The following is a 24,946-nucleotide window of genomic DNA, read 5'->3' as shown; positions in this document are numbered from 1 at the left end:
TTCCCGCTTGTCCCCGCTTCCCATGTCACCCCCCGCCTGCCAAATCCCTTAATTTTCCAAGCCTGTCGGAAGCCTCTCCAGGCTTGCGGCTGCGCCTGCTTTTTTGCGGCGCCCAGCACACCCGATCCAAAACGGCAGCTGAAAACGGATTTTCTCCTCCACCGTGACTTATCAGGCAGGTTACCCCCATGCAGTTCAGCGAATTATTGGCAGCGATTTCCACTCACGCGATCCGTCTGCAACTGGAAGAAGGCGACCTGATCATCCTCGGCGACGATGAAGCGCTTGATGACGCGCTGTGGGATCAACTGATCGCGCACAAGCCGCGCTTGCTTGAATGGGTGGCCGCCCAGGGCGGCGACTGGCTGAGCCCGGCGTATCGCATCACCCCGGACATGCTGGCGCTGGTCAACCTCGACCAGCCGGCCATCGACCGCATCGTCGCCGCCATCCCCGGCGGTGCGGCGAATGTGCAGGACATCTACCCGCTGGCGTCGCTGCAGGAAGGCATGCTCTACCACCATCTTTCGGCGGAGCAGGGCGACCCTTACGTGCTGCACGCGCAGTTTGTGTTCGACAGCCGCACCCGCTTCGAGGCCTTCGCGCAAGCGCTGCAATGGGTGATTGATCGCCACGATATCCTGCGCACGTCCATGGCTTGGGAACGCCTCGACGAGCCGCTGCAGGTGGTGTGGCGCAAGGCAACCCTGGCCTGCGACGAGGCGCACTTCAACGGCGGCGACGTGCTCGCCCAGCTGCTGGCGCGCTACGACGCGCGCACTTACCGCATGGACCTGGGCCAGGCGCCGCTGCTGCGTCTGGTGTTTGCCGACGACCCGGTTAACAGACGCGTGGTGGCGATGCTGCTGTTTCACCACACCATCCTCGACCACACCGCCCTCGATGTGGTGCGCCACGAAATCCAGCTGTACCTGGCCGGCGAGCAGGCCCAGGCCACTGAGCCGGTCGCGTTTCGCAGCTACATCGCCCAGGTGCGCCATGGCGTCAGTGAGCAGGCGCACGAGGCGTTCTTCCGCGAGATGCTGGCGGATATCGATGAGCCGACCTTGCCGTTCGGTTTGCAGGATGTGCAAGGCGATGGGCAGGGCATTGATGAGGCGCGCGTCGCCGTCGACAGCCGCTTGAGCCGTCGTCTGCGCAGCCTGGCACGCCCCCTCGGCGTGAGTGTGGCGAGCATGATGCACCTGGCGCTGGCGCGCGTATTGGGGGTGGTGTCCGGCCGTGACGCCGTGGTGTTCGGCACCGTGATGCTCGGCCGCATGGGCGCAGGCGAGGGCGGTGAACGCGCCCTGGGCATGTTCATCAACACCTTGCCGCTGCGCGTGGACGTGGGCGAACAGGGCGTGCGCGCCGGGGTCAAGGCCACCCATGAACGCCTTACCACCTTGCTCAACCACGAACATGCGTCCCTGGCCTTGGCCCAGCGCTGCAGTGGTGTGGCCGCGCCGACGCCGCTGTTCAGTGCGATGCTCAACTACCGTCACAGCGCCGCCACCGATATGGCCGCGGTCATCGACGTCGCTGAAGGCATTCAGGTGCTGGGCGCTGAGGAGCGCACCAACTACCCGCTGACCGTCAACGTGGATGATTTGGGCGAAGACTTCGCGCTGACCGTCATGGTCGACGCGAGCATTGGCGCCCAACGTGTCGCCGGCTACCTGCAGACCGCGCTGCACAGCCTGGCCGATGCCCTGGAGCAGCGACCGGATCAGCCGCTGAGCGGCCTGACCATCCTGCCTGACACCGAGCGCCACCACCTGCTGCACAGCCTCAACCAAAGCTCCACGCACTACGCCGACACCGCACTGATCCACCAGCACGTCGAAACCCACGCCGCCGCCCAGCCTGAAGCCATTGCCTTGCGCTTCAACAATCAGCGCCTGACCTACCGCCAACTCAACGAACGCGCCAACCAGGTCGCCCACCGCCTGCTGGCCCAAGGCGTGCGCGCGGATGATCGCGTGGCCATCTGCGTAGAGCGCGGCCCGGAGATGATCATCGGCCTGCTGGGTATCCTCAAGGCTGGCGCGGGCTACGTGCCGATTGACCCGGCGTACCCGCTGGAGCGCATCGCCTACACCCTGGCCGACAGCGAACCTTTGGCCGTGCTGGTGCAAGCCAACACCCGCCACTTGGTGGGCGATCTGGCCCAGATCGACCTCAACAGCCTGCGCGGTGAGTCCATCGTCAACCCTCGCATTCAACTCAGCCCGGCCAACCTGGCTTACGTGATTTACACCTCGGGTTCCACCGGCCTGCCCAAAGGCGTAATGATCGAACACCGCCAAGTCGCGCGGCTGTTCACCGCCACCCAGCACTGGTTCGGCTTCAACAGCAACGACGTGTGGGCGCTGTTCCATTCCTTCGCGTTCGACTTCTCGGTCTGGGAAATCTGGGGCGCGCTGATGCACGGTGGCCAATTGCTGATCGTGCCGCAACTGGTCAGCCGTTCGCCGGATGAGTGTTATGCGCTGATCTGCGAAGCCGGTGTGAGCATCCTCAACCAGACGCCCAGCGCATTCCGCCAACTGATCGCCGCGCAAAGCAGCCAGTCGCATTCGTTGCGCCAGGTGATCTTTGGCGGCGAAGCCCTTGAGCCCGGCATGCTCAAGCCGTGGTATGCCCGCGCCATCAACGCCGGTACGCAACTCGTCAACATGTACGGCATCACCGAAACCACCGTGCACGTCACCTACCGCGCGCTGGAGGCGGCGGACGCGCAACTGGTGGGCGTCAGCCCGATTGGCGTGCGCATTCCCGACCTGCAACTTTACGTGCTCGACGAGCGCCGCGAGCCGCTGCCGATGGGCGTGGTCGGCGAGCTGTACGTCGGCGGCGCCGGGGTGGCGCGTGGTTACCTCAACCGTGACGCACTGAATGCCGAACGCTTCCTGGCCGACCCGGCCACCGGCCTGCGCATGTACAAGACCGGTGACCTCGGGCGCCTGCTGGCGGACGGCAGCGTCGAGTACCTGGGCCGAAATGACGACCAGGTAAAGATCCGCGGTTTCCGGATCGAACTGGGCGAAATCGAAGCGCGCCTGGCCACCGCCGACGGCGTGCGCGACGCTGTAGTGATCGCCCGTGAAGACCAACCGGGTGACAAACGCCTGGTGGCCTACGTGATTGCCGAGCGTGAACTCGGGGCTGCCGAATTGCGCGACCACTTGCTGCTGAGCCTGGCCGAGTACATGGTGCCCAGCGCCTTCGTGCTGCTGGATACATTCCCGCTCACCACCAACGGCAAACTCGACCGCAAGGCCTTGCCCGCACCGGATGCCGACGCATTGGCCCGGCGTGGCTACGCGACACCGCAAGGCGCGGTGGAAACCGCCATCGCGGCTATCTGGCAGGAGCTGTTGAAGCTCGACAAGGTCGGCCGTGACGACAACTTTTTTGAACTCGGCGGCCACTCGCTGCTGGCGGTCAAACTGATCGAACGCATGCGCCAGGTGGACCTGAGCGCCGACGTACGCGTGCTGTTTGGCCAACCCACACTGTCTGCGCTTGCGGCGGCGGTGGGCGGGCAGCAGGAAGTTCAGGTGCCGGCCAACCTGATCAGCGCGACGAGCGCTCAGATCACGCCGGACATGCTGCCGCTGGTGACGCTGGACCAGGCCGCGATCGATCATATCGTCAACAGCGTGCCCGGCGGCATCGCGAATGTGCAGGACATCTACGGCCTGGCGCCCCTGCAAGCGGGCATTCTTTACCACCACCTGGCAACCACCGAGGGCGATCCCTACGTGCTGCAGGTGCAATTCAGCTTCGCCGACCAGACGGCGGTGGACGCGTTTATCCGCGCGCTGCACAGCGTGATTGAACGCAATGACATCCTGCGCACCAGCATTCTCTGGGAAGGCCTCGATGAGCCGGTGCAAGTGGTGTTGCGCCAGGCGCCGTTGGCGGTCGAGCGCATTGACGTGCACGGCGTTGACGCGCTGGCGCAGCTGCAACAACGCTTCGACCCGCGGCACTATCGCCTCGACCTGTCGCGCGCCTCGCTGATGCATTTTGGCTACGCCGAGCAGCCGGGCGGCTACGTCGGCATTCTGCTGCTGCACCATATCCTGCTCGATCACACCGCCTTGCAAGTGCTGGTCGAAGAAATGAGCGCCAGCCTGGCCGGCACAGGCGCGCAGTTGCCGGACGCGGTGCAGTACCGCAATTACGTGGCCCAGGCGCGCCTGGGTGTCACGCAGGCACAACACGAAGCCTTTTTCAGCGACATGCTCGGCGACATCGATGAGCCGACGCTGGCGTTCGGTTTGCAGGACGTGAATGGCGACGGCAGCGGCATCGTCGAAGCGCATTTGCCATTGGAACCGGCACTCAGCCACGGCCTGCGTGAACAAGCGCGGCAACTGGGCGTGAGCACCGCCAGCCTGGTGCACCTGGCCTGGGCGCAGGTGTTGGCGCAAGTCTCCGGCCAGCAAGACGTGGTGTTCGGCACCGTGTTGCTGGGCCGCATGCAGGGCGGCGAGGGCGCCGACCGCGCGCTGGGGATGTTCATCAACACCTTGCCGTTGCGCGTCAGCCTCGGTGCCGTCAGCGTGCAAGCCGGCGTGCGCGCCACCCACGCGCGCCTGGCGCAGTTGCTTGGGCATGAACACGCCTCGCTGTCACTGGCCCAGCGTTGCAGTGGCGTACCGGGTTCGCTGCCGTTGTTCAGCACCTTGCTCAATTACCGTCACAGTGCGCCGGGCGAGGCGCCGGGCGACAGCCCGTTTGCGGCGTCCGGGATCGAGATTCTGAGTTCCGAAGAGCGCAGCAACTACCCGCTGGTGCTCAACGTCGACGACCTGGGCAGCGGCTTTGCGCTGACGGTGCAAGGCGTGGCCAGCGTGGATGTACAGCGCGTGGGCAACTATATGCTTACCGCGCTGGGCCACCTGGTGGCTGCGTTGCAGCAAGCGCCGACCACGGCCTTGCAGGCGGTGTCGATTCTGCCGGCAGGCGAGCGCCACCAACTGCTGGTCGACTTCAACGCCACCGCCCGCGAATACCCGTCGCAGCTCACCGTGCACCAGTTGTTCGAAGCCCAGGCCCTGGCGCGCCCCGAAGCTGTGGCGGCGGTGCATGGCGCCTTGTCCTTGAGTTATCGCGACCTCAATCGTCGCGCCAATCGCCTGGCCCATCACCTGATCAATCAAGGTGTGCAGCCCGGCGAAAGCGTGGCGATTGCACTGCCACGTTCGCTGGACTTACTTGTGTGCCAACTGGCGATCCTCAAGTGCGCAGCGGTGTATGTGCCACTGGACGTCAATGCCCCGCTCGAGCGCCAAGCCTTTATCGTGCAAGACAGCGGCGCGCATCGTGTACTCAATACCCTGGCCGACCTGAACCTGGACGCGCAGTCACCCCGCAACCCCGACTTGGCCCAGTCTTCGCAAAGCGTGGCGTACATCATGTACACCTCCGGCTCCACCGGCGCCCCCAAAGGCGTGCAAGTGCCGCACCGCGCCGTCTCGCGGCTGGTGCTGAACAACGGCTACGCCGATTTCAACGACCGCGACCGCGTAGCCTTTGCCTCCAACCCGGCGTTCGATGCCAGCACCCTCGACGTGTGGGCGCCGTTGCTCAATGGCGGTTGTGTGGTGGTGGTCGAGCATGCGGTGTTGCTGTCCCAGGCGGCGTTTGCCGCGCTGTTGCAAGAGCAAGCCGTCAGCGTGTTGTGGATGACGGCGGGTCTGTTCCATCAATACGCCGATGCGTTGCTGCCGGTGTTCCGCCAGTTGCGCTACCTGATCGTCGGCGGCGACGTGCTCGACCCGCAGGTGATCGGCCGCGTGCTCAAGCACGGCAAACCCCAGCATCTGCTCAATGGCTACGGGCCGACCGAAGCCACCACGTTCTCCACCACCTTTGAAATCACCGCGCTGGGCGAGGGCGGCATTCCGATTGGCCGGCCTATTGCGAATGCCCAGGCCTATGTGCTCGACGCGCGTCAGCAACCGCTGCCGCTGGGCGTGGTCGGCGAGCTATATATCGGCGGTGCCGGTGTGGCCAAGGGGTACTTGAACCAGCCGCAATTGACCGCTGAAAAGTTTATCCCGAACCCCTTCGGCGAAGGCCTGCTGTACCGCACCGGCGACCTGGCCAGTTGGCAGGCCGACGGCACTTTGCTGTACCAGGGGCGCAATGACCTGCAAGTGAAGATTCGCGGTTTCCGTATCGAGCCTGGCGAAATCGAAAGCTGCCTGGCCGCCTTCCCAGGCGTGAAAGACGCCGTGGTGCTGGCCCGTGAAGACGAGCCGGGCGACAAGCGCCTGGTGGCGTACTACACCGCCCAGGCTGCGTTGAATATCCAAGCACTGCGCGCCCACCTGCAAGGCCAGTTGCCGGACTACATGGTGCCGTCGGCCTATGTGTGGCTGGAGCTGCTGCCGCTGACCGCCAACGGCAAGCTCGACCGCAAGGGCTTGCCGGTGCCGGACCAGAGCGCGTTGCTCAGCCGCGGCTACGAGGCGCCGGAAGGCGAAGTGGAAACTCTGCTGGCGCAGATCTGGCAGGACGTGCTCAAGCTGGAACGCGTCGGGCGTCATGATCACTTCTTTGAGTTGGGCGGGCATTCGTTGCTGGCTGTCAGCCTGATTGAACGCATGCGCCAGGTCGGCCTGAGCTGTGACGTGCGCGTGTTGTTCAACCAGCCGAGCCTGGCAGCACTGGCGGCGGCAGTCGGCAGCGGCCGTGAAATTGTGGTGCCGGCCAATGGCATTCCAGCGGGTTGCACGCACATCACGCCGTCGATGCTGACCCTGGTGCAGCTCGACCAGACGGCTATCGACCGCATCGTCGCCAACGTCCCGGGCGGCGCCGCCAATGTGCAGGATATCTACCCGCTGGCGCCGTTGCAGGAAGGCATTCTTTATCACCATATCAGCGCCGAGCAGGGCGACCCGTACCTGCTGCAATCGCGCATGGCGTTTGACAGCCTGGAACGCTTGCACGCCTTTATGGGCGCACTGCAGCAGGTGGTGGCGCGTCACGACATCCTGCGCACCGGCGTGGTCTGGGAAGGCCTCGACAGCCCGGTGCAAGTGGTCTGGCGCGACGCGCAGCTGGTGGTACAGGCCGTGACGCTGGACCCGGCCGATGGCGGCATTATCGAGCAACTGCACGAGCGTTTTGATGCCCGTCACTATCGCCTGGACATCACCCAGGCGCCGCTGCTGCGCATGGTCTACGCCCAGGACCCGGCGAACAACCGGGTTGCGGCGATCCTGTTGTTCCACCACCTGGCGCTGGACCATACCGCCATGGAAGTGGTCGGCCAGGAGATGCGCGCGTTTCTGTTCAACCAGGCGGATGCATTGCCCGAAGCGGCGCCGTTTCGCAACTATGTCGCCCAGGCGCGCCTCGGTGTCAGCGTGGCCGAGCATGAGCAGTTCTTCCGCGACATGCTCGCCGAGGTCGATGAACCGACCTTGCCGTTTGGCGTGCAGGATGTGCAGGGCGATGGCCGCGATATCGAAGAGGCCGAGCTGCACCTGGACGCGGCACTGGCCGTGCGTGTGCGTGAACAGGCGCGGGCGCTGGGCGTCAGCGCAGCCAGCCTGATGCACCTGGCCTGGGCGCAAGTGTTGGGGCTGGTCGCCGGGCGTGATGATGTGGTGTTCGGCACTGTACTCATGGGCCGCATGCAGGCCGGTGAGGGCGCCGACCGCGCGTTGGGCATGTTCATCAACACCTTGCCGCTGCGTGTCGACGTAGCTGCTGGCGCCGCTGTCGCGGTCAAGGCCACCCATGCGCGCTTGAGCGCACTGCTCGGTCATGAGCACGCGTCCCTGGCACTCGCCCAGCGTTGCAGCGGGGTGCCGACGACGGTGCCGTTGTTCAGCGCGTTGCTCAATTACCGCCACAGCAGCCCCGGCGAAATGGCCCGCGATGGCCACGGCATCTGGGAGGGCGTGCAACTGCTGGGCGGCGAAGAACGCAGCAACTACCCACTGACCCTCAGCGTCGACGACTTTGGCGCAGGCTGTGGCGGCGCAGGCTTTGGCCTGAGCGTGCTGGCGCTGCCGCAGATCGGCGCCCAGCGCCTGTGTGGCTACATGCACAGCGCCGTGGAGCAACTGGTCGCGGCATTGGAAAACTCGGCACCCACCGGGCTGAATCACCTGCCGATTTTGCCCCCGGCAGAACGCGAAACCCTGTTGCGTGAATTCAATGCGACCGCTGCGGATTTCCCCACCGGGTTCACCGTGCACGGTGCCTTCGAAGCCCAGGTCGAACGCCAGCCCCACGCGATTGCCGTGCAGCAGGACGGTGAAGTCCTGACCTATCAGCAACTCAATCAGCGCGCCAACCAGTTGGCCCATCACCTGCTGGCGCTCGGCGTGCAGCCGGACGACCGCGTGGCTATCTGCTGCCGCCGTGGCCCGCAGATGCTGGTCGGGCTGCTGGGGATTCTCAAGGCCGGCGCGGGCTACGTGCCCATCGACCCGGCTTACCCCGCCGAGCGTATCGCCTACCTGCTGCAGGACAGCGCGCCGGTCGCGGTACTGGCTGAGCCAAGCACCCGTGATCTATTGGGTACGCAGGCCACGGTCGACCTGTTCGACGCACGCTTGCTGCACCCGTCTGTCGGCAACCCGCAACTGGCGAGCCTGACCCCGGCGCACCTGGCCTATGTGATCTACACCTCCGGCTCCACCGGCCAACCCAAAGGCGTGATGGTGGAACACCGCACCGTGGAAAACCTGGTGCACTGGCATTGCGAGGCCTTCGGCCTGGATGCGCGCAGCCACACCAGCAGCGTCGCCGGGTTTGGCTTCGACGCCATGGCCTGGGAAGTCTGGCCGGCACTCTGCGCAGGCGCCATCCTGCACCTGCCGCCTGCCCAGGTCGGCAATGAAAACATCGACGAACTGCTCGCCTGGTGGCTGGCGCAGCCACTGGACGTGAGCTTTCTGCCCACGCCAGTGGCCGAATACGCGTTCAGCCAGAACTTGCAGCATCCGACCTTGCGCATCCTGCTGATCGGCGGCGATCGCCTGCGCCAGTTCACCCACGAGCGACGTTTTGCGGTGATCAACAACTACGGGCCGACCGAAGCCACGGTGGTTGCCACCTCTGGCCGCGTGCGCGCCGGGCAGGCGCTGCATATCGGCCGGCCCATCGCGAATGCCAGTGTGTATGTGCTGGATGCGCAGTTGCGCCCGGTGCCGGTGGGTGTCGCCGGTGAGCTGTACGTGGGCGGCAGCGGCGTAGCGCGGGGCTATTTGAACCGCGCCGATTTGACCGCCGAACGCTTCCTGCAAGACCCGTTCAACAGCGGGCGCATGTACCGCACCGGCGACCTTGTGCGCTGGTTGCCCGATGGCAATATCGAGTACCTCGGTCGTAACGATGATCAGGTGAAAGTGCGCGGCGTACGCGTCGAACTCGGCGAAATCGAAAGCCGCCTGGCGGCATTGGACGGCGTCGCTGAAGCCGTGGTGTTGGTGCGTGAGGGTCGCCTGGTGGCCTGGTTCACTGAACAATACCCGCTGGCGATTGAAACCCTGCGTGCACAACTGCAAGCACAATTGCCCGAGGCGCTGGTGCCGGTGGCCTACGTCAAACTCGATGCGCTGCCGCTGACCGCCAACGGCAAGCTCGACCGCAAGGCCTTGCCACAGCCTGACCAGACCGCGCTGCTGAGCCGCGACTATGCGCCGCCGCAAGGCGAGGTGGAAACCACCCTGGCGCGGATCTGGGCCGAGGTGCTGCAGGTTGAGCAGGTCGGTCGCCATGACCACTTCTTCGAGCTGGGCGGCCATTCGTTGTTGGCCGTGAGCCTGATCGAGCGCATGCGCCAGGTCGGTCTCAGCTGTGACGTGCGCGTGCTGTTCAGCCAGCCAACTCTGGCTGCCCTGGCCGCCGCCGTGGGCAGTGGCCTGGAAGTGCAAGTGCCGGCCAACCGTATCGCCGCCGACTGCCAGCGCATCACCCCGGACATGTTGCCTTTGGTCGATCTCGACCAGTCGACGATTGATCAAGTGGTTGCCGGCGTGCCCGGTGGCGCGGCCAACGTGCAGGACATCTACCCGCTGGCACCGCTGCAGGAAGGCATTCTGTACCACTACATCACCGCCGAAAGCGGCGACCCGTACCTGCTGCAATCGCACCTGGCCTTCGACAGCGTCGAGCGTCTGAACGCTTTTGCCCAGGCGCTGCAACAGGTAATCAACCGGCATGACATCCTGCGCACGGGCGTGGTCTGGGAAGGCTTGGCGCAACCGCTGCAAGTGGTGTGGCGCCAGGCGCAGCTGAGTGTTGAGGAGCTGCATTTGCACGGCGATGTGCTGGCTGGCTTGCACGAGCGTTTCGACGCGCGGCGCTATCGCCTGGACATCAGCCAGGCACCGCTGATTCGCCTGATGTACGCCAACGACCCGGCCAACGGCCGCGTGGTGGTGGTGTTGCTTTATCACCATATCGCCCTCGACCACACCGCGTTCGACGTGGTGCTGCGGGAAATGCAGGGCTATTTGCTCGGCCACCCGGCACCCACGGCCGCGCCTATGCCGTACCGCAATTACGTGGCCCAGGCGCGTCTGGGGGTGAGCGAGCAGGCGCACGAAGGGTTCTTTCGCCAGATGCTCGGTGATGTCGATGAACCGACCTTGCCGTTCGGCTTGCAGGACGTGCGCGGCGACGGCAGTGCCATCCAGGAACACTGCCTGCACCTCGACGGCGACCTCAACCGGCGCCTGCGCAGCCAGGCCCGTTTGCTTGGCGTGAGCACGGCCAGCCTGTTCCACCTGGCTTGGGGTCAAGTGCTGGCGGCCACCTCGGGTCGCCACAGCGTGGTGTTCGGCACCGTGCTGGTCGGCCGCCTGCAAGGCGGCGAGGGCGCCGACCGCGCGCTGGGGGTGTTCATCAATACGTTGCCGCTGCGCCTGGATATCGACGAACAAGGCGCACGCGCTGCGGTACGTGCAACGCATGCACGGCTGACTGCATTGCTGGGGCATGAACACGCGTCCCTGGCCCTGGCCCAGCGTTGCAGCGGCGTAGCGGCACCGGCGCCGTTGTTCAGTTCGATGCTCAACTATCGCCATCGCGGCGCCGCGACGCGCTCGGCCGACGCGCAACAAGCCTGGGCAGGCATGCAGACGCTGGTCAACGACGGCCGCACCAACTACCCGCTGACATTGAACGTGGATGATTTGGGCGATGGCTACGACGTCACCGCCCTGGCGCAAACCGACGCGCAACGCGTGTGCGGTTATATGCAGATGGCCTTGTCCGGCTTGGTTGCCGCGTTGGAACAGGCGCCGCACCAGCCGCTCAATCGCCTGCCGATTCTGGGTGCCGAAGAGCGCCAGAAACTGCTGGTGGAGTTCAACGCCACCGCGGTCGACTACAACCTCGACCAAACCCTGCACGGAATGTTTGAGGCGCAGGTCGAGCGCACCCCGAATGCGCTGGCGGTCAAGGCCGGTGACAGGTTCCTGACCTATGGCGAGCTGAACACGCGCGCCAACCGGCTGGCCCATCACTTGCGCGAACTCGGTGTGCGACCGGATTCGCGCGTGGGCATTTGCGTCGAGCGTGGCCTGGAGATGGTTGTCGGCCTGTTCGCCATCCTCAAGGCCGGTGGCGGTTATGTGCCGCTGGACCCGGCGTATCCAGCCGAACGCATTGCCTACATGCTGCAAGACAGCGCACCGGTGGTGGTGCTGGCGCAAGGCGCAACCCGTGAGCTGCTGGGTGACGTGCCGGTGATCGATCTGGACCACGACACCTGGCAGCACCAGCCCGAGAGCAATCCGCATGTGCCGGGGCTGACTGCCCAGCACCAGGCCTACGTGATCTACACCTCCGGCTCCACCGGCCAGCCCAAAGGCGTGATCAACGAACACGCCGGGGTGGTCAACCGCCTGCTGTGGATGCAGGACGCCTACGGCCTCAACGCCGATGATGCGGTGCTGCAGAAAACCCCGTTCAGCTTCGACGTGTCGGTGTGGGAATTCTTCTGGCCGCTGTTCACTGGCGCGCGGCTGGTGATGGCGCGCCCGGGCGGCCACAAGGAACCGGCGTACCTGTGCGCGGTGATCGAAGCCGAACACATCACCACGCTGCACTTCGTGCCATCGATGCTGGAGGTATTCCTCGCCCATGGCGATGTCAGCCAGGCAGCCGGGCTGGTGCGCGTGATGTGCAGCGGCGAAGCCTTGCCGGGCAGCCTGGTGCGCCGCTTCAAAGCGCAATTGCCGGGGATCGGCCTGTACAACCTGTACGGTCCGACCGAAGCGGCGGTGGACGTGACCGCATGGAACTGCGCACGCCCTGACGTGCCGGACAACACCCCGATCGGCAAGCCGATTGCCAACACGCGCATGTACTTGCTGGATACGCAATTGCAGCCGGTGCCGCTGGGTGTGGTGGGCGAGTTGTTTATCGGCGGCGTGCAGGTGGCGCGCGGTTACCTGAACCGCCCAGAGTTGACCGCCGAGCGCTTCCTCGACGACCCGTTCCATGGCGGGCGCATGTACCGCACGGGGGACGTCGGGCGCTACCTGCCCGACGGCAATATCGAATACCTGGGCCGTAACGATGACCAGGTGAAGATCCGTGGCTTGCGCATCGAGCTGGGTGAGATCCAGGCGCGGCTGCTGGAGCATCCACAGGTCAACGAGGCCGCCGTGGTTGCCCGCGACGACCGACTGATCGCCTATTACACCGGCCTGCACACCGACATCGAACAGCTGCGCGCCCATCTGCTGCAGCACCTGCCGGATTTCATGGTGCCTGCGCTGTTCATGCACCTCGACGCACTGCCCCTGAGCCCCAACGGCAAGCTTGACCGCAAGGCCTTGCCTGCGCCGGGCATGGAAGCGCTGATCGTGCGTGAGTACGTGGCGCCGCAAGGCGACACCGAAATCCTCCTGGCCAGGCTCTGGGCGGAATTGCTCAAGGTGGAGCGGGTCGGGCGTGACGATAATTTCTTTGAACTGGGCGGGCACTCGCTGCTGGCCGTGAGCTTGATCGGGCGCCTGCGCCAGGAAGGCATGGAAGCCGACGTGCGGGCGCTGTTCGAGCAGCCGACACTGGCCGGCTACGCCGCCATAACTGAACGAATGGAGATCGTCCTGTGAGCATTTTTGAGCTGTTGGCGACGCTGAAAACCAAGGACATCCAACTGGCGCTCAAGGGCGAGCAGTTGTCGGTGCAAGGGAACAAACAGGCCTTGAGCGACCCGGCGATCCTCGCCGCGTTGCGTGAACATAAGCCGGCGCTGATCGAGTTGATCAAGGCCGGTGAGTATTCGGCGACCAAGGCCGGTGACGTCGAGGTGCCGGCCAATGGCATACCGCCGGGCGCGGTGCACATCACGCCGGGCATGCTCACGCTGTCGACGTTGAGCCAGGACGACATTGACCGCATCGTCGCGACAGTCGCGGGCGGTGTGGCGAATATCCAGGATATCTACCCGCTGGCGCCGTTGCAGGAAGGCATTCTGTTCCACCATGTGAGTGCCGAGCAGGGCGACCCCTATGTGATGCAGTCGCAGTTTGCGTTCGACAACCTGGCGCGTTTCGAGGCGTTTGCCCAAGCCCTGCAACGGGTGATGGACCGCCATGACATTCTGCGTACCGGCGTGGTCTGGGACGGTTTGCAGGAGCCGTCGCAAGTGGTGTGGCGCCAGGCGCAGCTGCCGGTGCAGGCCCTGGCGCTGGACCCGGCCGACGGCGATATCGCGGCGCAACTGCACGCGCGGTTCGATGCGCGCCACTATCGCCTCGACGTGACCCAGGCGCCGCTGTTGCGCCTGGTGCACGCGCACGATCCGGCCAACCAGCGCATCGTCGCCACCTTGCTGTTCCACCACATGGCCCTCGACCACAGCGCCCTCGAAGTGGTGTGCCACGAGATGCAGGCGTGCCTGCTGGGGCAGGGCGCGGCGCTCGGCCAGGCCGTGCCGTTTCGCAACTATGTGGCGCAGGCGCGGCTGGGGATCAGCGAGCAGGAACACGAAAGTTTCTTTCGCCAGATGCTCGGCGACATCAGCGAGCCGACCTTGCCGTTCGGCTTACAGGACGTGCAGGGCGATGCCCGTGGGATTGCCGAAGTCAGCCTGCCGTTGCCGCCGGCGCTGGGCCAGCGTTTGCGTGCGCAAGCCCGGCAACTGGGGGTGAGCGCCGCCAGCCTGTTCCATATGGGCTGGGCGCAGGTGCTGGGGGCGCTGGCCGGTAAAGCGCAGGTGGTGTTTGGCACGGTACTGATGGGCCGCATGCAGGGCAGCCATGACACGGATCGGGCGCTGGGGATTTTCATCAACACGCTGCCGTTTCGCGTGGATGTGGATGGCCAGGACGTGCGCGCCGGCGTCAAGGCCACTCACGCGCGGTTGACCACCTTGCTGCGCCACGAACACGCGGCGTTGGCCCTGGCCCAGCGCTGCAGCGGCGTGGTGGCGCCGACGCCATTGTTCAGTGCCTTGCTCAACTACCGTCACAGTGCCCCGGCCGCCAGTGCCGAAGCCGTATCGGCCTGGCAAGGTATCACCGCGCTCAGCGCCGAGGAACGCACCAACTATCCGCTGACCTTGAGCGTGGATGACCTCGGCGAGGGCTTTGGCTTGAGCTTGCTCGCCAGCACTCAGGTGGACCCGCAGCGCGTCTGCGCCTACCTGCAAACCGCGCTGGAAAACCTCGTGACTGCGCTGGAGCAGGCGCCACAGACACCGCTCAATCACGTTTCGGTAGTGCCTGCCGCCGAGCAACAACAGCTGCTGGACCAGTTCAACGCGACCCACGCCGACTTCCCCCAGGGCACCACGCTGCACGCGCGTATCGAGGCCCAGGCGGCCCGCACGCCCAGCGCCATCGCCGCCGTTTACCAAGGCCGGCAGCTGACCTACGCCGAGCTGAACCAGCAAGCCAACCTGCTGGCCCATCACCTGCTGGCGCTGGGGGTCAAGCCCGACGACCGCGTCGCCATCGTCGCCCGCCGTGGCCTGGACACCCTGGCCGGGCTGCTGGCGATTCTCAAGGCCGGCGCCTGCTACGTGCCGGTCGACCCGTCGCACCCGGCCGAGCGCCTGAATTACCTGCTGACCGACAGCGCGCCGGTGGCGGTGCTGACCCAGCAGTCGCTGCTGGAGCGCCTGCCCGCGCTGGACGTGCCGGTGATAGACCTGGACCGCTTCACCTGGCAGCACCACTCGGCGAGCAACCCCAGGGTCAATGTCACGCCCTCGAACCTCGCCTATGTGATCTACACCTCCGGCTCCACCGGTCTGCCCAAAGGCGTGATGGTCGAACACCACACCGTGGCCAACCTGGTCGACTGGCATTGCCGCGCCTTTGACCTGTGCGCCGGGCGCCACACGGCCAGCGTCGCCGGTTTCGGCTTTGATGCGATGGCCTGGGAAGTGTGGCCGGCGCTGTGTGTCGGCGCGACCTTGCACCTGCCACCGGCCAACGACGGTGCCGAAGACATCGACGCCTTGCTCGCCTGGTGGTGCGCGCAACCGTTGGACGTGTGCTTCCTGCCAACGCCGGTGGCCGAGTACGCCTTTAGCCAACAGATCGAACACCCGACGTTGCGCACCTTGCTGATCGGCGGTGATCGCCTGCGCCAGTTCGCGCGCGCCCAGCGTTTCGAGCTGATCAACAACTACGGCCCGACGGAGGCCACCGTGGTCGCCACCTCCGGCAAGGTCGAGGCGGGCCAGCCGTTGCATATCGGCAAGCCTATCGCGAATGCCACGGTGTACCTGCTGGACGAGCAGCAGCGGCCGGTGCCGTTGGGTGTGGCCGGTGAGCTGTATGTGGGCGGCAAGGGCGTGGCGCGTGGTTACTTGAATCGCCCGGAGCTGACCGCCGAACGCTTCCTGCAAGACCCGTTCAATGCGGGCCGCATGTACCGCACCGGCGACCTCGCGCGTTGGCTGCCGGACGGCAACATTGAGTATTTGGGGCGTAATGACGACCAGGTGAAGATCCGTGGCGTGCGCATCGAATTGGGCGAAATCGAAACCCAGCTCAACCAGTTGCCCGGCATTCAGGAAGCCGTGGTGTTGGTGCGTGACGAGCGGCTGGTGGCGTACTTCACTGAAAACCCGCAGCTCGACCCGCTGGCGGTCGGTGATATCCGCGCCCACCTGGTGGCGCACCTGCCGGACTATATGGTCCCGGTTGCCTACGTGAAGCTCGATGCGTTGCCGCTCACTGCCAATGGCAAGCTCGACCGCAAGGCCTTGCCGGCGCCGGACATGGCCGCGGTCTTTACCCGCGAGTACGAAGCGCCCCAGGGCGAGATCGAAAGCGTCCTGGCGCAGATCTGGGCCGATGTACTGCACGTCGCGCGCGTCGGGCGTCGCGACCATTTCTTCGAACTGGGCGGCCACTCGCTGCTGGCAATGCGCATGGTTTCCCAAGTGCGCCAGCGCCTGGGTGTCGAGTTGATCCTCGGCGACCTGTTTGCGAATGCCGAGCTGGCGGCCGTGGCTGAAGTGCTGGCCCAATCCGGGCGCAGCACCTTGCCGGATATTCTGCCGGCCAACCGTGAGGACGACGTGCCGTTGTCGTTCGCTCAGCAGCGCCTGTGGTTCCTGGCGCTGATGGAAGGCGCCAACACCGCCTACAACATTCCTATCGGCCTGCGCCTGCGTGGGCAGCTGCACGTCGAGGCGCTGCAACGGGCGCTGGCGCGTATCGTCGCGCGTCACGAAACCCTGCGCAGTCGTTTTGCCCAGCACGGCGACGACGCCAAGGTGCTGATCGTGCCCGCCGAAGACGTGCTGCCGCTGCAAGTGCAGGACCTGCGCCGCCACCCGCAACCGCAGCAGGCGCTGGACGCCTTGATCCACGGCGAAGCCTCGGCACCGTTCGACCTGGAGCGCGGCCCGTTGCTGCGTGGGCGCCTGGTGGTGATGGCCGACGATCACCATGTGCTGTTGCTGACCTTGCACCATATCGTCTCCGATGGTTGGTCGATGGGCGTGCTGACCCGCGAGCTGATGGCGTTGTACCAAGCCTTCAGCCACGGCCTGCCTGACCCGTTGCCGGCGTTGGCGATCCAGTACGGCGACTTCGCCGTGTGGCAGCGTTTGTGGCTCAGCGGTGAAGTGTTGCAGCGCCAGAGCAGCTATTGGCAAACCGCCCTGGCGGGGGCGCCGGCCTTGCTCGCCTTGCCCACCGACCGACCGCGCCCTGCGCAACAGGACTACGCCGGCAGCAGCGTCGAAGTGCGCCTGGATGAACGCCTGACCGCTGGGCTCAAGGCCTTGAGCCAACGCCATGGCACCACGCTGTACATGACCTTGATGACGGCCTGGGCCGCGTTGCTGGCGCGGCTGTCCGGGCAGTCGGACCTGGTGATCGGCTCGCCGGTGGCCAACCGCACGCGCAGCGAAGTCGAAGGGTTGATCGGCTTGTTCGTCAACACCCTGGCGGTGCGCATCGACACCTCGGGCGAGTTGAGCACCGAGGCGTTGTTGGCGCGGGTCAAGGCGCTGACGCTGCAAGCCCAGGCCCATCAGGATCTGCCGTTCGAACAAGTGGTGGAAATCACCCGGCCGGTGCGCAGCCTGGCCCATAGCCCGTTGTTCCAGACCCTGCTGAGCTGGCAGGACAGCAGCGCGCCGACCCTGGCGCTGGGCGACCTGGCCTTGGAAGGCATTGTCGAGAACAGCCACTTTGCCAAGTTCGATTTGTCGCTGAACCTCGGCGAAGTGCAGGGCAGCATTCTCGGCGCGCTCGAATATGCGTTGGCCTTGTTTGATGAGTCGACCGTGCAGCGCTACGTCGGCTATTTCACCCGCGTGTTGCAGGCGATGGTCGATAACGACCAGGCGGTGCTTGAGCATGCGCCGCTGCTGGATGAGCGTGAGCGCCAGCACCTGCTGGTGGATTTCAACGCCACCGAGGTGAACTACAACCTCGACCAGACCTTGCACGGCCTGTTCGAAGCGCAGGTGCAGCGCACGCCGGACGCGATTGCCGTCAAGGCGGGCACGCAGCAACTGACCTATGCCGAACTCAACGCACAGGCCAACCAGTTGGCCCATCACCTGCTGGCGCTGGGCGTGCAGGCGGATTCACGGGTAGCGATCTGCGTGGAGCGTGGCCTTGGGATGGTGGTCGGGCTGTACGCGATTCTCAAGGCCGGCGCCGCTTATGTGCCGCTGGACCCGGCGTACCCGCTGGACCGCCTGGCCTACATGCTGGAGGACAGTGCGCCGGTTGTGGTGCTGGCCCAGGGTGCTACGCGCGAGTTGCTCGGCGCGGTGCCGGTGGTCGATCTGGACAGGCCTTGCTGGCAGCAGCAACCTGTCGACAACCCCGACGTAGCGGGCGTGGCCGCGTATGTCATCTACACCTCGGGCTCCACTGGGCAGCCCAAGGGTGTGATCAACGACCACCGTGGCGTGGTCAACCGCCTGCTGTGGATGCAGGACGAATACGGCCTCACGGCGCACGACTCGGTGCTGCAGAAAACCCCGTTCAGCTTCGACGTGTCGGTGTGGGAATTCTTCTGGCCGCTGTTCACCGGCGCACGCCTGGTGATGGCGCGCCCAGGCGGGCATAAAGAACCGGAGTACCTGTGTGATGTGATCGAGGCGGAGCAGATCACCACGCTGCACTTTGTACCGTCGATGCTTGATGTATTCCTCGCCCATGGCGATGTGAGCCAGGCAGCCGGGCTGGTGCGCGTGATGTGCAGCGGCGAAGCTTTGCCAGGCAGCCTGGTGCGGCGCTTCAAGCAGCAGTTGCCGGGCAGTGCATTGCATAACCTGTATGGTCCGACCGAGGCCGCCGTCGACGTTACTGCGTGGAATTGCGCAGGCATTGACGTGCCGGACAACACGCCAATCGGCAAACCCATCGCCAATACGCGCATGTACGTGCTCGACAGCCAGTTGCAGCCGGTGCCGCTGGGCGTGGTCGGTGAGCTGTTTATTGGTGGCGTGCAAGTGGCGCGCGGGTATCTGAACCGGCCGGAGCTGACTGCCGAACGTTTCCTCGATGACCCGTTTACCCAGGGGCGCATGTACCGCACCGGTGACGTCGGGCGCTATTTGCCGTACGGCACTCTCGAGTACCTGGGGCGCAATGACGACCAGGTGAAGATCCGTGGCTTGCGTATTGAACTGGGGGAAATCCAGGCGCGGCTGACCGAGTTCCCGTCGGTCAATGAAGCCGCCGTGGTCGCCCGCGAGCAACGGCTGGTGGCGTACTACACCGGCGTACACAGCGACATCGACGCGCTGCGCAGCCATCTGCTGCAGCACTTGCCGGAATTTATGGTGCCGGCGGTGTTCGTGCATCTCGACGCGTTGCCGCTGAGCCCCAACGGCAAACTCGACCGTAAGGCCTTGCCCGAACCGGGGCTGGATTCGGTGGTGGTACACGAATACGAAGCGCCCCAGGGCGACACGGAAATTGCCTTGGCCAGCCTCTGGGCCGAGTTGCTCAATGTGGAACGCGTAGGCCGTCACGACAACTTCTTCGAGCTGGGCGGGCACTCGTTGCTGGCTGTCAGCTTGATGGGGCGTATGCGCCGGCTCGGGTTGTCGGCGGATGTGAAGGTGCTGTTTGGCCAACCGACACTCTCGGCCCTGGCGGCGGCACTGGGCGGCGGTCGCGAAGTGGCGGTGCCGGCCAATGGCATTGCCGCCGACTGCACGCAGATCACGCCGGCCATGCTGCCATTGATTCAACTGGACCAGGCGGCCATCGACCGACTCGTCGCCTGCATCCCTGGCGGCGCGGCGAATGTGCAGGACATCTACCCGCTGGCGCCGTTGCAGGCCGGCATTCTCTATCACCATCGGGCCGTAGCGACCGGCGATGCGTACCTGTTGCAGGCGCAGTTTGCCTTCGACAGCCTGTTGCGCCTGGAGGCGTTCGCCCGTGCATTGCAGGCGGTGGTCCAGCGCCATGACGTGCTGCGCTCATCGTTCCATTGGGATGGCCTGCATGAGCCGGTGCAGGTGGTTTGGCGTGAAGCCAGGCTGAGCGTCGAAACCGGCCCGTTGCCGGAGCGTCTCGACCTGGCCCAAGCGCCGCTGATGCGCCTGGTTTATGTGCAAGAGCCGCAGCGTGTGGTGGCGACGTTGCTGTTCCATCACCTGGTGATGGACCACATAGCGCTGGATATCCTGCAGCATGAAATGCAGGCCTTCCTGCTCGGTCGTGAGGGTGAGCTGGGTGCGGCGGTGCCGTATCGCAATTACGTCGCCCAGACCCGTTTGGGTGCAGACGACCACGAAGCGTTCTTCCGCGAAATGCTGGGTGAGGTTGACGAGCCGACCACTGTCGACAACCTGGGCGTCGATGAACAGGCGCATCTGCCGATTGACCCGCAGTTGAGCCAGCGCCTGCGCACCCAGGCGCGCCATGCGGGTGTGAGTGCCGCCAGCCTGATGCACTTGGCCTGGGCGCAGGTGTTGGGCAAAGTCAGCGGCCGCGAGCAGGTGGTGTTCGGCACTGTGATGCTCGGCCGCCTGCAAGGTGGCGAAGGCGCTGAGCGAGCCATGGGCGTATTCATCAACACCTTGCCGTTGCGTGTCGACCTGGGTGAGCAGTCGGTGCGTAGCGCATTGCGCGCCACCCATGCGCGCCTGACCCAACTGCTCAGCCATGAACATGCACCGCTGGCCCTGGCTCAGCGCTGCAGCGCGGTGCCGGTGGCCACGCCGTTGTTTAACGTGCTGTTCAACTACCGTCACAGTGCGCCGCAACAGGGCGCCGTGGCCGAGGCATGGCAGGGCATTCAACTGCTGAAAACCGAGGAACACACCAATTACGGGTTGTCGGTGAGTGTCGATGACCTCGGTGAGGGCTTCAGCCTGGAAGCCACGGGGCAGGGCGCCCGGCGTGTGTGTGGCTACTTGCAAGTCGCCGTGGAGCAATTGGTTGAGGCGCTGGAGCACAACACTGAAAGCGCGATCAGTTGCTTGCCGATTCTGCCTGCTGCCGAGCGTAAGCAGCTGTCGGCGTTCAACGCGACTGCCCGTGCGTTCCCCCGTGAACACACGGTGCAGCGGCTGTTTGAAGCCCAGGCGCTGGCGCGCCCTGACGCCGTGGCGGTACTGCACGGCGAGCAGGCGTGGAGCTACGGTGAATTGAACACCCGCGCCAACCGTCTGGCCCATCACCTGTTGAGCCTGGGCGTGCGGCCCGCCGACACGCTGGCGATCCTGCTGCCGCGCTCTATGGATCTACTGGTCAGCCAGCTGGCCGTGCTCAAGTGCGCGGCGGCGTATGTACCGCTGGATATCAACGCGCCCACCGAGCGTCAGGGTTTTATGCTGCAGGACAGCGGCGCGGCCCTTTTGTTGACCCGCAGTGAAGCAGTCGTCGAGTACTCGGCACAGCGCCTGGACCTCGACACCCTTACCCTCGACACCCTGACCCTCGACCCGCAACCGAGCCACAACCCGGATTTGTCGCAGTCTTCGGACAGCGTGGCGTACATCATGTACACCTCCGGCTCCACCGGCACGCCCAAGGGCGTGTTGGTGCCGCATCGCGGTATCACGCGGCTGGTGCTCAACAACGGTTACGCCGACTTCAATGCGGCCGACCGCGTGGCCTTCGCCTCCAACCCGGCGTTCGACGCCAGCACCATGGACGTGTGGGGCCCATTGCTCAACGGCGGCCAGGTGCAGGTGATCGACCACGCGACTTTGCTCGACCCGCGCGCCTTTGGCACTGCGCTGCAAGGCGCGACGGTGCTGTTTGTGACCACGGCGCTGTTCAACCAATACGTGCAGATGATTCCCGAGGCGCTGGCCGGCTTGCGCATCCTGCTGTGCGGCGGTGAGCGTGCCGACCCGGCGGCGTTCCGCACGCTGCTGGCCCAGGCACCGGCGTTGCGTCTGGTGCATTGCTACGGGCCGACGGAAACCACCACCTACGCCACCACTTATGAAGTGCGCACGCTTGCCGCAGGCGCCGACAGCGTGCCGGTGGGGCGGCCGATCTCCAACACGCAAATCCATGTGCTGGATGCGCAGCTGCAGCCGGTGCCGGTGGGTGTGACTGGTGAAATCTGCATCGGCGGCGACGGCGTGGCCAAGGGTTATTTGAACCGGCCCGAGCTGACGGCCGAGAAATTTGTACAAGACCCGCTCAACCCAGGCGCCTTGATGTACCGCACCGGCGACCTCGGCCGCTGGACGGCGCAGGGCTTGCTGGAGTGCATCGGGCGCAATGACGATCAGGTCAAGATCCGTGGTTTCCGCATTGAGCTGGGCGAGGTGGAGGCGCGCCTGGCGACCTGTGCGGGGATTCAGGAGGTGGTGGTGCTGGCGCGTGAAGACGTGCCGGGTGACAAGCGCCTGGTGGCGTATTTCACCTGGGCGGGCGAACCCGCAGAGGTCGACAGCGTGCGTGCCCACCTGCACAGCCAATTGCCGGATTACATGCTGCCGTCGGCCTATGTAGCGCTTGAGCAGTTGCCGCTGACGGCCAACGGCAAAATCGACCGCAAAGCCTTGCCGGTGCCGGCCCTGGAGGCGTTGCACCGGCGAGATTTCGAAGCGCCGGCCGATGCGCTGGAACAGACCCTGGCGCAACTGTGGGCCGAGGTGTTGAAGCTGGAGCAGGTCGGGCGGCATGACAGTTTCTTCGAGCTGGGCGGGCATTCGTTGCTGGCGATTCGACTGGTCAACCTGCTGGAAGAGGCGGGGTTGCAGGTGTCGCTGGCGGAGCTGTTCCAGCATGCCAGCGTGGCCTCCGTGGCCGCGATGCTGCACCAGCGCACGGATGAGCCGGTGCGCGACAGTTCGGTGATTACCGTGCGCAGCAGCGGTTCGCAGCCGCCGCTGTTTTTAGTCCACGAGTTCAGCGGCATGGATGTGTACTTCCCGGCGCTGGGCCAGCACCTGCCCGGTGACTACCCGATCTATGGCCTGCCGGGCGCGGCGCTTGGCGAGTCGCACCTGGACACCATGGAAGGCCTGGCAGCGCGCCTGGTCGGGTTGATTCGTGGCCTGCAACCCCATGGGCCGTACCGGCTGGCGGGTTGGTCGTTTGGCGGGGTGTTGGCGTATGAAGTGGCGATGCAATTGCTTGGGCTGGATGAGCCGGTGGCGTTTCTCGGTTTGATCGACAGCTACGTGCCGCGCATGACCGACCAGGGCAAGGCGCGCTGGAGCGGGCCGGATGCGCTCAAGCGGCATCTGCTGCTGCAGTGCACGGCGTATTGGAACGCACAGGGAGGTGTGGATGAGCTGGCGAGCCTTGAACAACTGGAGGCGGGCATTGGACAGCTGGACTTTGCAGGTCTGCTGCAACGCTGTCGCGATGAAGGTCTGCTGTACGCGCAAATGGCGGCGGCGACGGACGCGGACCTCTTGAGTTTTATCCAACGTGAGGTGGGGCACGGGCATGCGCTGGCGCATTACAGCCTGTTCCCACTGCCGGTGGCGGTGCATCTGTTCAGCGCGCAGGAGCGGCCCACCGAGTTGTCGCGCCGTCGTGTTTCGCTGGGTTGGGAGGACGCGCTGGCGCCGGGGCAATTGCGCCAAGTGGAAGTGCCAGGCGATCACCAGAGCATGATGCAGGCGCCGCATATCCAGGCGTTGGGGCGTGCGATGTCTGAGGCGCTGGCGGTGGGTGTGCCGGTCGCCGAGGCGGCGTATCAACCGCTGTTGCGCATTCAGAGTGGGCGAGCAGGCTATGCGCCGGTGTTCTGTGTGCCAGGGGCCGGGGACAGCGTTACCGGTTATGTGGGCTTGAGCGAGGCACTCGGGCGTGACTGGCCTTTGTTTGGCTTGCAGCCGCGCGGGCTGGATGGCGAGGCGGTGCCCCATAGCCAGGTGGAGGCGGCGGCGCAGTGTTATCTGGCGGCGCTGACGCAGGAGTGCCCCCGGGGGCCGGTGCATCTGGTAGGGCATTCGTTCGGCGGCTGGGTCGCGCTGGAGCTGGCGCTGCGGTTGCAGGCGCAGGGCCGTGAGGTGGCGTCGTTGACGGTGATTGACAGTGAAGCGCCAGGCGGCGCGGGGCGGCCTTACACGACGACGGCGGCGTTGCTGCGCTTGATCGAGGCGATGCAGCTGGCAGCTGGACAGTCGCTGGGCATCGACCTGGTGGATTTTGCCGAGCGTGATGAGGTGGAGCAGCGCACGGGCTTGCATGCGGGGATGGTAGCGGTGGGGTTGTTGCCGGGGCGTGCCTCGGTTGACGCGATGGACGGCCCGGCGCGCACCTATGCGGCGGCGTTGCGCACCGTGTATCGGCCGCAGCAGCGTTACCACGGGGTGGTGCGGTTGGTGTTGGCTGAGGATCCTTCGCTGGATGCCGCCGGGAATCAGCGCGAGCAGGGGGTGATGATTGAAGGCTGGCGGCGGCAGGGCAGTGGGTTGCAGGTTTGGTATGGGCCGGGGAATCACTTTACGTTGCTCAAGGCGCCGAATGTGGTGGCGTTGTCGCGGTGGTGGCTTGAGGGTGTGGTGATTGGGGAGGTGGTGTCGTGAGGGGTGAACACCGGTCCACATGTGGGACCTGTCTGGGGGACATATCCGTTGCTGCGGTAACGGCGGCTTATGGTTCCGCTCTTACAGCGGCTCACTTTTTGAAGGACCAAAAAGTAAGCAAAAAGTCCTCGCCCCACCACTCGGCACCTCGCCTAGGCTCGGTGTGCCCGCCCGCAGGCTTGAATCCGTGGGCCGCCGCGATGGGCCATCCTTGGCCCAGCGCGGCTAACCCGGCGTCCTGCCGGGTTACCCACGGATTCAAGCCTGCGGGCGGCCAGCGTGGTTTAACGGGGCGCTTGAGATCAAAAGCCAGATCAAGATCAACAGCAGATCCAAAGCCGAGTCATCCGTTCCTGATGCATGGAGATCCAAATGTGGGAGCTGGCTTGCCTGCGATAGCGGTGTATCAGTCAAGCACTTTGTGACTGACAGTCTGCAATCGCAGGCAAGCCAGCTCCCACACTAAAGCGTGTTAGCTGTAGGTCCTCTTCATCTTTTTAT

2 protein-coding genes are annotated in these 24,946 nt (G+C 65.2%); both read left to right on the top strand.

Annotated elements, in window-relative coordinates; all coding sequences use genetic code 11:
* The first annotated feature begins 188 nt into the window (after positions 1–188).
* Positions 189–13,109, top strand: a complete 12,921-nt coding sequence (locus L8I05_RS08795; RefSeq protein ID WP_242168318.1) for a non-ribosomal peptide synthetase — start codon at positions 189–191, stop codon at positions 13,107–13,109.
* A complete protein-coding gene (locus L8I05_RS08790) occupies positions 13,106–24,445 on the top strand; it encodes a non-ribosomal peptide synthetase (RefSeq protein ID WP_242168315.1) in 11,340 nt (3,779 codons plus the stop codon). The genes L8I05_RS08795 and L8I05_RS08790 overlap by 4 nt, the downstream gene beginning before the upstream one ends.
* Positions 24,446–24,946: the final 501 nt, after the last annotated feature.

Source organism: Pseudomonas sp. MONT-RG-20F-20-E-7-02 (assembly GCF_022662395.1).
Lineage (GTDB): Bacteria > Pseudomonadota > Gammaproteobacteria > Pseudomonadales > Pseudomonadaceae > Aquipseudomonas.
Note: the sequence above shows the minus strand (reverse complement) of the source record. Positions and strands in the feature narration are given on the sequence as shown.

Bases quoted from the DNA above. Each gene is read 5' to 3' on its own strand.
- L8I05_RS08795 (WP_242168318.1), top strand. From the start codon at position 189: ATGCAGTTCAGCGAATTATTGGCAGCGATTTCCACTCACGCGATCCGT.